Here is a 12,680-nt window from a genome sequence, read left to right on the forward strand (position 1 = left end):
TATACTCTGTTAACGTCAAAACCCAAATCTATGAGTTTTATAATATCTATCAAAATCGTCTTTTCCATTTGAATTTTGTACAACCAAATGTGTTAGCCGTTTATCACTTATAATCATTCAAGACTGCTTTGTCTTGCTTTTTTATAAGCCATAATTGTGACATATGGTTGCCATTTCGTCATCAATCAAGCATTATTTTTCACTTCTAATGAGTTTTGCTTTCTTTTCCGCCAAAGCATGTCCTGCGTCCTTAGGTAATGTGCGGAAGATAAAGAAAGAAATTGCGCTAATTGCTGCGACAATAAAGAACGCGATATGAAAATCCGTTAATCCTAAACCACCATCATGCATGGAAAGCCTCACCTCAAGAACGGTACCTGCAATAGCAACACCAAGAGCCACCGATGATTGCTGCGCAACAGATGCAATAGGTGCGGCTTGGCTAACCTTATCTTGGGCAATATCGGCATAGGACAATGAATTGACCCCTGAAAAAATTAATGATCTCAAAAAGCCACCGACAAGCAAAATTCCAAGCATCAACAAATATGGTGTTTGTGGTGTAAAAAGCCCATTAATTGCTATTGTTGCGGCTGAAAATAGAGAGCCAAACATTAAGACCTTGCGAAAGCCAAAGCGCCGATAGGTACTTGTTGCACCAAGTTTCATACCGAGCGCACCAATTGCGCCAACAAAGGTAATAAGCCCCGATTGCAAAGGCGAAAGACCAAAGGCAATTTGTAGCATCATCGGCAATAAAAATGGCGAAGCACCAAGCCCAATGCGGAAAAAACTGCCCCCCTTGATCGATTTGCGAAAAATGGGATCTTTAAAAAGGCTCAAATCCAGCAAAGGATGCTTGGCAGTTTTTGCATGGCGCAAATAAAAATAGGACGTAATAAGCCCAATCAAAATTGTCACAAAAGCCAACCACATTGGCAATGCCGGCAAACTGACCATAGAAAGACCAAAAATTATACCAGCAAGACCAATACCTGAAAGGAAAAAGCCTGGCCAATCAAGTGGACGCAATATCGGCACTTCATCGCGTGGCAAATAAAGCGTTGCAAAAAACATGCCTAAAAATCCAATGGGCACATTGATTAGAAAGATCCAATGCCATGAAAAATAGGTGGTAATGAAACCGCCAAGCGGCGGGCCAACTAAGGGTCCAATAAGCGCTGGCATGGTAAGCCAAGCAAGCGCATTGATAAGATCAGCTTTGGGCGTAGAGCGAATAAGGAGGACGCGGCCAACAGGTGACATCATGGCACCGCCAATGCCTTGCAAAAAACGCGCACAAACAAAACCGGTGAGGGAATTGGATATTGCACACAAGATTGAGCCAAAAATAAAAACCGCCATAGCAATACGAAAAATATGGCGTGCGGTAAAGCGATCTGCCATCCAGCCACTTACCGGAATAAAAATAGCAAGCGACACAAGATAAGAGGTAAGCGCCAATTTTAATGCAATTGGGCTGGTATCTAAATCACGAGCAATCGCTGGCAAGGAGGTAGATATGACATTGGCGTCCATATTTTCCATGAATAAAGCGACTGCTAGTACAAGTGGCAAAATACGGATCACAATAATTTCCTTACCGAAAATAATGATGTTTTTCTGTCGATAGCTTAAATTTGTATTTTTTTTAAATAAACTTGTTATGAACAATCATTGTTACACAGCCACAAACAATTCGCAGATTTTGGTCGCGCCTATTTTAACCAGCTTTAGCAATTTAATCATCAATTCCCAAGAGCTAAAAAGTAACGTATATTTCATATCACTTTTGAAGTTGATGTGATATCAAGCGTGCAACGAAATTTTGTTTTTAAATTTTAAATACGCCTTTTATTTAATTTTGCTTCATTGTAGGAAGTTATCTTATGCCAACAGCCAATGCCACCAAGTCAAGAGATTTAACCCAAGGTCCGATTTTTAAAACCTTGGCTATTTTTGCCTTGCCAACATTGCTTTCTAATATATTGCAATCACTTAATACATCTATCAATACTGTATGGGTTGGTAAATTTTTAGGTGAAACGGCCTTGGCAGCAACGGCAAATGCCAGCATCATCATGTTTTTAGTGTTTTCGGCTGTGTTTGGTTTTGGCATGGCAGCAACGGTCATGGTAGGCCAATATTTTGGTCGCCATGACATTGATGCGGCGCGGCGTATTTTTGGCTCGGCAATTGGGTTTTGTTTAATATTATCAATCTTAGTTGGCGTTTTAGGTTGGACATTTTCCGACTGGATATTAACCCATCTTAACACCCCACAAGATGCTTTTACTCAGGCGCATGCCTATTTACGGGTCATTTTCATAGCCCTGCCATCAACCATGATGTCAGTGATTGTTATGATGGGCATGCGTGGTTCGGGCGATTCGATGACTCCTATGTGGTTTATGGGTCTTAATGTCGTACTTGATATTATACTTAATCCCTTATTGATTTTAGGCGTTGGACCTTTTCCCCAATTAGGCATTGTTGGGTCTGCGGTGGCGACTATTATTGCTGGCTATGGTTCATTAATTGCCATGATAATTACAATGTATTGGCGTAAATTACCGCTACGCTTGGTTGGACGAGAACTCAATTATCTTATCCCGCGCATAAAATTATTAAAAATAATCATTGGCAAAGGCGTGCCTATGGGGTTGCAAATGGTGGTGATGGCAACCGCTGCTCTTGTCATGATTAGCCTCGTCAACCGTGAAGGCTTAATGACGACTGCCGCCTATAGCGCCATGCAACAACTATGGACCTATGTGCAAATGCCCTCCATGGCGGTAGGTGCCGCAGTAAGCGCAATGGTTGCACAAAATATCGGTGCTGGAAAGTGGGAGCGCGTTAACAAGGTTAATACAGCAGGACTTCTATCAACGCTTTTATTAACGGGCTCAATCATTGCCATTTTATTGATTTTTGATCGCCCCGTCCTTGGGCTTTTCTTAGGAAAAGAAAGTGGCGCAATGGCTATTGCCGACCACATGCAATATCGTGCAACATGGAGCTATATGCTGTTTGGTATGGCCATGGTGATATTTGCAACCATGCGTGCAAATGGTGTTGTTATCATACCATTGTTAATTATTTTTGTTTCTCTTTATCCTGTACGCCTTGGGTTTTATTATCTTACCTATAATATTCTTGGTGCTGATGCTATTTGGATCAGCTTCCCAGTTGGTGCCTTCACCTGCCTCATCCTCGCCTTTATCTATTATAAAACTGGCTTATGGCGTAAAAATTCCATGACTCAACCATCGGAAAAAACGCAACCAAATGCGTAAATCCAACGCGAAAGATACTTGGCATTATTCATCAAAAATTATTTTTGGTAATAATGTTGCGCAAAATGCATATTTTTCTTTCCAAAAATAACAACAATGTGATAAAGCGGATTTTCATTTTGCTGGAGATAAGAATCTTGTCAATAATAAATGATTAATTCATTGATTTTTAAAAGATTTTTTTTAAGACTTAAACTATGCCTTTGTTTAGGCTGCTTTTGAGTGGTCTTTTATGACCGACTTTTCTTACTGGATTGACGTATATTGAGTAAATAAGGCTTGCGAAAATCTTTAGTCTGCGGCAAAACCATTATGAATTTAAGAATAGTTTTAAAGTAGCAATAGTGCTATAAATTGCTGCTTAATCGATAAATCAAAAAGAGGTTACAATGCCTGCCTATCGTTCGCGTACTTCCACCCATGGCCGTAATATGGCCGGCGCTCGCGGTCTGTGGCGTGCCACAGGTATGAAAGACAATGATTTTGGCAAACCAATTATTGCGGTTGTCAATTCTTTCACGCAATTTGTGCCAGGTCACGTGCATTTGAAAGATCTTGGGCAGCTTGTGGCGCGCGAAATTGAAAAAGCTGGCGGTGTTGCTAAGGAATTCAATACCATTGCGATTGATGATGGTATTGCAATGGGGCATGACGGCATGCTCTATTCACTGCCATCACGCGAAATCATTGCCGACTCTGTTGAATATATGGTCAATGGCCATTGCGCTGATGCAATGGTTTGCATTTCCAATTGTGACAAAATTACACCGGGCATGTTAATGGCTTCACTTCGCCTTAATATACCAACAATCTTTGTGTCTGGCGGTCCAATGGAAGCTGGCAAGGTTGTTTTAAACGGCAAAGAAATTGCCCTTGACCTTGTTGATGCCATGGTTGCAGCAGCAGATGACAGCCATAGCGATGAAGAAGTAAACGCCATTGAGCGTGCTGCCTGCCCAACTTGTGGCTCATGCTCTGGTATGTTTACCGCCAATTCAATGAATTGCTTGACTGAAGCGCTTGGTCTATCTTTGCCCGGCAACGGGTCAACCCTTGCTACCCACTTAGATCGCAAACGCTTATTTGAAGAAGCAGGTCACCGCATTGTCGAACTTGCCAAGCGCTATTATGAGGGCGACGATGAAACGGTTTTGCCACGCTCTATCGCGACATTGCCAGCCTTTGAAAACGCCATGACCCTTGATATTGCCATGGGCGGCTCAACCAATACGGTTCTTCACCTTTTAGCTGCGGCGCAAGAGGGCGAAGTTGATTTTACTATGGCTGATATTGATCGCTTATCACGCAAAGTTCCAGTTTTATGTAAGGTAGCACCTGCGGTTGCCCATGTTCACATGGAAGATGTTCATCGCGCTGGCGGTATTATGGGCATTTTGGGTGAGCTTGACCGTGCTGGCCTTATCAATAACACAACTTATACTGTCCATTCGCCTACCATGCGCGATGCATTGCGCAATTATGACGTAAAGCAAACCAATGATCCGGCTGTGCATGATTTTTTCCGTGCAGCACCGGGCGGCGTTCCAACCCAAACTGCTTTTAGCCAGTCGCGCCGTTATGAAAGCGTTGATCTTGACCGTGAAAAGGGCGTTATCCGTACCAAAGAACATGCCTATTCACAAGATGGCGGCCTTGCCGTACTTTATGGTAATTTGGCGGAAGATGGTTGTATTGTTAAAACCGCTGGTGTTGATGATTCAATCTTGGTATTTAAAGGCCCTGCGCGTATTTTTGAAAGTCAAGATACAGCTGTTCTTGGCATTTTGAACAATAAGGTCAAGGCTGGCGACATTGTACTTATCCGCTATGAAGGCCCACGCGGTGGCCCCGGTATGCAGGAAATGCTTTATCCAACCAGTTACTTAAAGTCCAAGGGGCTTGGCAAAGCTTGTGCCTTGATTACTGATGGTCGTTTTTCTGGTGGTTCATCAGGTCTTTCTATTGGCCATGTTTCGCCAGAAGCAGCGGAAGGTGGTACAATTGGTTTGGTGGAAGAAGGTGATATCATTGAAATTGATATTCCAAACCGCAAAATCCATTTAGCCGTTGATGATGCTGTTCTTGCCCACCGCCGTGAAAAAATGCAAGAAAAAGGCACGGACGCTTGGAAGCCATTGGAAATACGCAAGCGGAAAATCACCAAGGCTTTAAAAGCCTATGCCGCAATGACCACATCAGCTGCCAAGGGTGCTGTGCGCGAAATTTAAATAGTTTTTGGGCATTAGGAAATCAAATATCAAAGCCTACGCTTTTTATGAAGCGTGGGCTTTTTGCTGAAATTAAACCACAATTTGTTTTGGTTTAATTATGTTAATCACTAAATCAAGAGTCGCAACTTTTGTAAAGTTTGGTTATAAAAGCTAGGTTGATTGACATATGGCGATTCTTATAAGCCTTGCAGTTTTAACTGATAATATTTGTGCGCGTGTTACCGCTTTTAAACGCTGCACCTTGGATAAAATATGTTTAAAAGCATGAGACCAAGTCATATTATTCAGATAAATTTCTGTGCTTTAAAGCTTTTAGAACAGGCAAAATTTAAAAATTATCATCATGGATTTTCTTAAAATTTAAGAATGGCATGATACATCAGAATATATAACGCATAGAACCAAAGCGGAGTTTATAAATGGCCAATGTAGTCGTTGTCGGTGCCCAATGGGGTGATGAAGGCAAGGGTAAAATTGTTGACTGGTTATCAGAGCGTGCTGATATTGTTGTGCGCTATCAAGGTGGCCACAATGCTGGGCATACGCTGGTTATTGAGGGTGTAAGCTATAAGTTGTCACTTTTGCCCTCTGGTCTTGTACGGGGCAAATCATCCGTTATTGGCAATGGCGTTGTGGTTGACCCACATCACTTTGTGCAAGAAGTAAAAAAATTGCGCGATCAAGGCGTTGAAATTACCCCTGAAATATTGCGTATTGCTGAAAATGCACCGCTTATTCTCTCACTTCACCGTGATCTTGATGCAGCACGTGAAAACGCCACTACTGGCTTGAAAATTGGCACAACCAAGCGCGGCATTGGCCCAGCTTACGAAGATAAGGTTGGTCGTCGTTCTATTCGTCTTACCGATTTGGCTGAGCCTGAAACTTTGATGGCAAAAATCGAGCGCGTTTTAACCCATCACAATGCGCTGCGTCGTGGCATGGGTGAGCCTGAAATTCAGGCACAAGGCTTGTTTGATGAATTAATGGAAGTTGCTGGCGAAATCCTACCCTTTATGGATCGCACATGGAAATATCTTGATGAGCAACGCCGCAGTGGTGCGCGTATTCTTTTTGAAGGCGCACAAGGCGCATTGCTTGACAATGATTTTGGTACCTATCCATTTGTTACCTCGTCCAACACCATTGCCGGTCAAGCTGCAACGGGTTCAGGCATGGGGCCAGCATCAATCGATTATGTTTTAGGCATTGCAAAAGCCTATACAACCCGTGTTGGCGAAGGCCCATTCCCAACAGAGCAAATGAATGAAGTTGGTGAATTCCTTGGCACACGCGGCCATGAATTTGGTGTGGTTACTGGTCGTAAGCGCCGTTGTGGTTGGTTTGATGCAGTATTAGTACGCCAAATGATCGCTGTTTGTGGCATTACCGGCATTGCCCTTACCAAGCTTGATGTGCTTGATGGCCTTGATGAAATCAAAGTATGCGTTGCTTATGAATTAGATGGTGAAGTGATTGATTATTTGCCAGCTTCAATGGGTGCGCAAGCGCGCGTTAAGCCAATTTACGAAACTCTTGAAGGTTGGAAAGAAAACACCGCTGGCGCTCGCAAATGGGCAGATCTTCCAGCACAAGCAATCAAATATGTTCGCCATTTGGAAGAATTGATTGGCGCACCGGTTGCATTGCTTTCAACCAGTCCAGAGCGTGAAGACACCATTTTAGTGACCGATCCATTCGAGGATTAACCAAAAAGCTTCTTAGAAACAAAAGGTTGCCATGGAAATATGGCAACCTTTTTTGTTGGTAATAAGCTAACAATCAATATCAAATCGTGAAAAACTGCGTACGCTTAATGATAACGCTGCCTTGTTGTTTTTCATCAATGATCGTTTCCGCTGGCACATCCAGTTCCAAAACATGGTGATCATTGGTTTTAACCACCAAACGCCGACGGCCCGGCCTATCCATAATTTTCGTAACTATAACTGGCAAAGCATTATTCCCCTGCCCTACTTCACTACACCAACTAAGATCATCAGGACGAATAAATAATTGCGCGTCACCATTTGGCAAGCCACTTGCATCAATAATTAGATTATCAAGCTTTGCATAACCATTATTAATTTTAACCGGTAAAATATGGGTGTCGCCTAAGAACTTCATCACAAAGGCCGATTGTGGATTATTACAAACGTCATAAGGCGTACCAAGCTGCTCAATATTACCTTGCTTCAAGATAACCACACGGTCAGCAAGATCCAGAGCTTCCTCTTGATCATGAGTTACAAATAATGTTGTTATACCAAGTTCATCATGGATTTCACGCAGCCAGCGGCGCAAATCTTTACGCACATTGGCATCTAATGCCCCAAAAGGCTCATCAAGCAATAAAACCTTAGGGTCAACCGCCAAAGCACGCGCTAGAGCCACACGCTGTTTTTGCCCGCCTGATAATTGTGCTGGAAAACGGTTCGCTAAGCCTTCCAATTGGATAAGCTGCAATAATTCCTTGGCCCGTTGTTCTATTTCAGGTTGGCTACGTTTTTTCGCGCGTTTGGTTTTCATACCAAAGGCAATATTTTCCAAAATTGTCATATGGGGAAAAAGTGCGTAGTGCTGGAAAACAAAACCAACACCGCGATCGCGCACTGGTATATTGGTGGCATCGTGTTCGCCAAAATAAATATGGCCATTATCTGCAAATTCTAAACCAGCAACCATGCGCAATAAAGTAGTTTTCCCTGAACCAGAGGGTCCAAGCAAAGCAATCAGCTCGCCACTTTTAATATCTAATGAAAGATTATGCACCGCATGAAAATTATCAAATTTTTTTTCTATATTTTTTAGGGTAATTTTCATTTTAACCTCAATGTACCGCTTTGGCTTTTTGTGATGTGATATTTTTTTGCTGGTGAAGATGTTTGCGCCCTGCACCAAGCCGCTCTACGGTAATTTTGGCAATGATGGTAATAACTGCAAGCAATGTCAAAATCGACGCAGCCGCAAAAGCTCCAACTGTTTGATAATCATGGTATAATAGCTCAACATGTAGCGGTAATGTATTGGTTTGGCCGCGAATATTGCCCGATACAATTGATACAGCACCAAATTCTCCCATGACACGAGCATTACATAAAATAACGCCATAAAGCAGTGCCCATTTAATATTAGGCAATGTCACGCTAAAAAAAGTCCGCAAACCACCCGCGCCTAGCGATGTAGCTGCCTCTTCTAGATCCCTGCCCTGCACTTGCATTAATGGAATAAGTTCACGCGCAACAAAGGGCGCAGTCACAAACATTGAGGCAAGCACGATGCCGGGCAATGCAAACATGATTTTCAAATCATGAGCTTGTAACCATTCACCAAAAAAGCCTTGCAACCCATAGACAAAAAGATAAGCGGTACCCGCAACAATGGGTGAAATTGAAAACGGCACTTCAATCAAGACAATAAGGGCGCGCCGCCCCGGAAAGGTAAATTTGGTTAAAGCCCACGCTGCCATAATACCAAAGACCATATTGATAGGCACAACAATCAACGCAGTTATCAAAGTGAGAAAAATTGCATGCAAAGTATCGGCATTGCTTAAAGCCGCAAGATAAGTGCTTAAGCCGGCAGAAAAAGCTTCATTCATAATAACAAATAGCGGCGCAATAAGAAAAATGGCTGTGATAATAAACACTATAGCCAGTAAGCCATAGCGAATAAGCGGTGCTTCACCAATGCGTGCATGATGCTTATGTTTAGATTGTGCCATATTTAGCTCCTAACCAAATAGCGCGATGCACGACTTTGCAATATATTGGTGATGACCAACATGACTAAAGCGGTGATAAGCAAAACAGAGGCAATGGCAGCCGCCGCACCATATTCATATTCATCAAGACGAATAGTGATAAGCAGAGCTGTAATTTCGGTTTTAAACGGTTGATTGCTTGAAATGAAGATAATGGCGCCATATTCACCAAGGCCCCGCGCAAAGGAAAGTGCCATACCGGTCAATAAGGCGGGATATAGCTGCGGCAACAAAACGCGAAAAAATACCTCAAAATCACTACCACTTAAAGATTGTCCAGCCTCTTCCAAGGCTGGATCAAGTACTTCAAGCACGGGTTGCACGGTACGCACAATGAAAGGCAAGCTGGTGAAAGCCATAGCAATAATAATACCCAATTGGGTATAGGCAATTTGCCAATTTAGCGGCTTTAAAAGCCCATCATAAAACCAGCCCTTGGTTAGAAAAGTCGTGATGGCAATACCTGCAACGGCGGTTGGCAAAGCAAAAGGCAAATCAACAATAGCATCAAGCAAGCGGCGGCCGGGAAACTCGTAGCGCACCAAGACCCAAGCCAGAGCCAAACCAAAAAACACATTAAAAATTGTTGCAGCCAGTGCACAAAGCGCCGTTACCATATAGCTTGCAACAGCACGCGGCGCTGAAATAATCGCCCAATAATCCGCCAAACCTAAACCTGCTGCCTTCATAACCAGGGCAACCAAAGGCAAGGCGATAATAAGTGCAACATAAATGAGCGTAATACCAAGCGAGAGTTTTAATCCGGGTAGAACCTGCTTTTTCACATTTCATTCCTTTATTTTATTTTTGTAGAAAAAGCTTACCAAAAGGCAATTCATTCGCCTTTTGGTTAAACAGAAAACCATGTGGTTTAAAGCACATGGTTTTTGAGCTATTATAGGATAGATTAAACTTAGCGTTGCTCATAAAGCTGATCGAGAATTTGACCTGAAGCAAAATGCTCTTTTTGAATTTTATCCCAAGAGCCAAAAACATCACTCACGGTTAAAAGACGAATTTTTGGAAATCTATCCTCAAACTCGGCTTTGACCTTTGGGTCATTAACGCGGTTACCGTTTTCAGCAAGAATTTTTTGTCCTTCTGCTGAATATAAAAAGTTCAAATAAGCTTCTGCCGTTTTGCGAGTACCACGCTTATCAGCAACACGATCAACGACCGCGACAGGAAACTCTGCCAAAAGGCTTACTTCCGGCGTTACAACTTCAGCCTTTTTTGTACCAAACTCACGCGCAATATTTATTGTTTCCGTTTCAAAGGTAATCAGCACATCACCAATATTACGTTCAATAAAGGTGGTGGTTGCGGCGCGTCCGCCCGTATCAAAAACCGGTACATTGGCAAATAATTTTTTCACAAATTCTTTAGCTTTTTCATCACTATTATCTTCTTTGGCAAATTTTTCTTTGGCAAAAGCATAGGCTGCAAGATAGGTATAACGCGCATTGCCCGATGTCTTTGGATTTGGTAATACAACTTTCACATCATCACGCACCAAATCATCCCAATTTTTGATATTCTTTGGGTTGCCTGCACGCACTAAGAAAGAGGGAAAAGAATAATAGGGCGAAGCGTTATTGGGAAATTTATTCTGCCAATCCTTATCAACAAAACCACCCTTTGCCAAAATATCAATATCAGTTACCTGATTAAAGGTTACAACATCAGCTTCCAAGCCTTCTAATATAGATCTTGCCTGTTTTGATGACCCAGCATGAGATTGATCAATGGTGAGATCAATGCCAGTTTCTTTTTTATAAAGCGGAATAAAAGCTTCATTAACTTTGCCATAAAGCTCACGGGAAATATCATAAGAAGCATTGAGAATTTTTTGGTCTTCTGCCTTGAGCGGTGTTGCCCAAAATGCAGTTACAATAGCAGCTAATGTCAAAATCTTTCGCATAATTACCCTCACTATAAAACTTAACTTATTTGTGGCGGCAATTGAAAAATTTTCAAAGAACAGACTTTGTTTTTATTAGTAGCTAATTAGAATATTTTGCTCACTAAATTATCTTTATAAAAAATAAATGCGATAATGGCCTGTTTTTAGTAAAGGCTGCGTCATTTATCTTAAATTGCATCATTAAAAAGATCATCTAAATAAGTTTTAAAAAAATGATGGATGTTAGCCTTTTCATATTCGGGAAAGTGTAGTTTTAGAAAATCCACCTGCTTGCCAATTCGGCTTGCCTTATCAAAATCTATCCGCAAATCTGTATTGGTTAAACCAATGGATGCTATGGCGCCATATTGTCCCAGTTGCGTTTCAATAAGCATTAATTGTTCCAAAATTTGACTATGGATTTCAATATAATAACCAACCATGCCAAGCTGTATGTCTTGGCTTGTGGGGTTGGTAATAATATCAATTATCAAATATTGCTTTGGATCAAGATCATTATCACTTGCCGCGAATCTAACATTATCATCGCTATAATCAATATGAATATTTTGGCATGAAAAATCTATGTGGTTTTGCATTATCCCTCGCAATATTCTTATTATTTTAGAATTAAAACATATACAACTTCAAATGTAGCTATTTGCATGAAAATATTAAACTATATTAATCCATCCTTGGTGGAAAAGCTTGCTTTTTTTCCCTTCTGCAATAATTATTACCCTTAATGGTTCCATATTCTTTTTAAACCATATAAGACTGCGCTAGATTTTTTATAAAGTGCAAATTTTCGGTATTTTCATATGTCTGCAATTATAGCCTATTTCCCCCAATTAATGCAGGGGCTTATAGTAACCCTGCAAATCTCGATAGGTGGTTTTTTTCTTGGACTTTTATTAGCAACTTTTATCACCTTTATTTGGAATAGTGTACCTGCACCGTTACGATTTTTATTTATTATTTATATTGGTTTTATTAGGGGTATCCCTGAAATTTTAATTATTTTCTTATTTTATTATGGCGGCACATTTTTATTAACGAATATATTTAGCACTTATATTGAAGTTAATGGGTTAATTGCTGGAATTTTGGCCCTTGGGGCGGTCTCATCGGCCTATTTTGTTGAAATATTGCGCGGTGCCTTGAATACCATTCCAGCGGGACAAAAGGAAGCCGCAACTAGCCTTGGCCTTAGCCGTGCAACAACCTTCATCCAAATTATTATACCGCAAATTTTTATGTTTGCTTGGCCAGCAGTTGGCAACCAATGGCTTATTATATTAAAGGACAGCGCGCTCGTTTCAGCTATTGGCTATGAAGAATTATTGCGCAAAGCTACTGTTGGCGGCAGTGCTGTACGTTCGCAGATGGAGTTTTATATTGCTGCTGCATTGATTTACATCGCTGTTACCACTCTCTCGACTATTCTTTTCAAATCGGGCGATAAATATATGTCGCAAAGGAGATAG

General features: G+C 41.5%; 10 protein-coding genes. 4 read left to right on the plus strand and 6 right to left on the minus strand.

Features of this window, described 5'->3' with window-relative positions:
• Positions 1 to 192: 192 nt before the first annotated feature.
• Complete coding sequence (locus H3299_RS10230; protein ID WP_182417565.1) at positions 193 to 1,590, minus strand: MFS transporter; 1,398 nt, start codon at positions 1,588 to 1,590, stop codon at positions 193 to 195.
• Positions 1,591 to 1,889: 299 nt separating this feature from the next.
• On the opposite strand from H3299_RS10230, the gene H3299_RS10235 reads away from it, so the two are divergent.
• From H3299_RS10235 to H3299_RS10245, 3 genes are all read left to right on the plus strand, one after another.
• Positions 1,890 to 3,296 (plus strand): MATE family efflux transporter, encoded by a 1,407-nt coding sequence (locus H3299_RS10235; RefSeq protein ID WP_182417566.1) that lies wholly within the window; start codon positions 1,890 to 1,892, stop codon positions 3,294 to 3,296.
• A gap of 389 nt (positions 3,297 to 3,685) precedes the next feature.
• On the plus strand, positions 3,686 to 5,524 hold the full coding sequence (gene ilvD, locus H3299_RS10240; protein WP_182417567.1) for a dihydroxy-acid dehydratase: 1,839 nt from the start codon (positions 3,686 to 3,688) through the stop codon (positions 5,522 to 5,524).
• Between the two features lie 422 nt (positions 5,525 to 5,946).
• Positions 5,947 to 7,236, plus strand: coding sequence for an adenylosuccinate synthase (locus H3299_RS10245; protein ID WP_182417568.1), 1,290 nt, complete (start codon positions 5,947 to 5,949; stop codon positions 7,234 to 7,236).
• A gap of 79 nt (positions 7,237 to 7,315) precedes the next feature.
• On the opposite strand, the gene H3299_RS10250 is transcribed toward H3299_RS10245, so the two are convergent.
• The 5 genes from H3299_RS10250 to H3299_RS10270 all read right to left on the minus strand — a co-directional run bounded on the left by H3299_RS10250 (position 7,316) and on the right by H3299_RS10270 (position 11,792).
• Positions 7,316 to 8,350, minus strand: a complete 1,035-nt coding sequence (locus H3299_RS10250) for a sulfate/molybdate ABC transporter ATP-binding protein (protein WP_182417569.1) — start codon at positions 8,348 to 8,350, stop codon at positions 7,316 to 7,318.
• Between the two features lie 7 nt (positions 8,351 to 8,357).
• A complete protein-coding gene (gene cysW, locus H3299_RS10255; RefSeq protein ID WP_182417570.1) occupies positions 8,358 to 9,251 on the minus strand; it encodes a sulfate ABC transporter permease subunit CysW in 894 nt (297 codons plus the stop codon).
• Positions 9,252 to 9,253: 2 nt separating this feature from the next.
• Complete coding sequence (gene cysT, locus H3299_RS10260) at positions 9,254 to 10,075, minus strand: sulfate ABC transporter permease subunit CysT (protein ID WP_182417571.1); 822 nt, start codon at positions 10,073 to 10,075, stop codon at positions 9,254 to 9,256.
• A 128-nt stretch (positions 10,076 to 10,203) separates the two neighbouring features.
• The gene (locus tag H3299_RS10265; protein ID WP_182417572.1) at positions 10,204 to 11,211 is read right to left on the minus strand and encodes a sulfate ABC transporter substrate-binding protein; all 1,008 of its coding nucleotides are present in this window, start codon (positions 11,209 to 11,211) and stop codon (positions 10,204 to 10,206) included.
• 170 nt (positions 11,212 to 11,381) lie between these two features.
• The gene (locus H3299_RS10270) at positions 11,382 to 11,792 is read right to left on the minus strand and encodes a hypothetical protein (protein WP_182417573.1); all 411 of its coding nucleotides are present in this window, start codon (positions 11,790 to 11,792) and stop codon (positions 11,382 to 11,384) included.
• Positions 11,793 to 12,014: 222 nt separating this feature from the next.
• Here H3299_RS10270 and H3299_RS10275 point away from each other — a divergent pair, with 222 nt between their 5' ends.
• On the plus strand, positions 12,015 to 12,680 hold the full coding sequence (locus H3299_RS10275) for an amino acid ABC transporter permease (RefSeq protein WP_182417574.1): 666 nt from the start codon (positions 12,015 to 12,017) through the stop codon (positions 12,678 to 12,680).

This window comes from Bartonella sp. HY038, from assembly GCF_014117425.1.
GTDB lineage: Bacteria > Pseudomonadota > Alphaproteobacteria > Rhizobiales > Rhizobiaceae > HY038.

What these genes read in the sequence shown, in the direction of transcription:
- H3299_RS10250 (WP_182417569.1), bottom strand. Translation starts at nt 8,350, where the DNA reads ATGAAAATTACCCTAAAAAATATAGAAAAAAAATTTGATAATTTTCAT.
- H3299_RS10235 (WP_182417566.1), top strand. Translation starts at nt 1,890, where the DNA reads ATGCCAACAGCCAATGCCACCAAGTCAAGAGATTTAACCCAAGGTCCG.
- H3299_RS10275 (WP_182417574.1), top strand. Translation starts at nt 12,015, where the DNA reads ATGTCTGCAATTATAGCCTATTTCCCCCAATTAATGCAGGGGCTTATA.
- H3299_RS10245 (WP_182417568.1), top strand. Translation starts at nt 5,947, where the DNA reads ATGGCCAATGTAGTCGTTGTCGGTGCCCAATGGGGTGATGAAGGCAAG.
- H3299_RS10265 (WP_182417572.1), bottom strand. Translation starts at nt 11,211, where the DNA reads ATGCGAAAGATTTTGACATTAGCTGCTATTGTAACTGCATTTTGGGCA.
- cysW (WP_182417570.1), bottom strand. Translation starts at nt 9,251, where the DNA reads ATGGCACAATCTAAACATAAGCATCATGCACGCATTGGTGAAGCACCG.
- H3299_RS10270 (WP_182417573.1), bottom strand. Translation starts at nt 11,792, where the DNA reads ATGCAAAACCACATAGATTTTTCATGCCAAAATATTCATATTGATTAT.
- ilvD (WP_182417567.1), top strand. Translation starts at nt 3,686, where the DNA reads ATGCCTGCCTATCGTTCGCGTACTTCCACCCATGGCCGTAATATGGCC.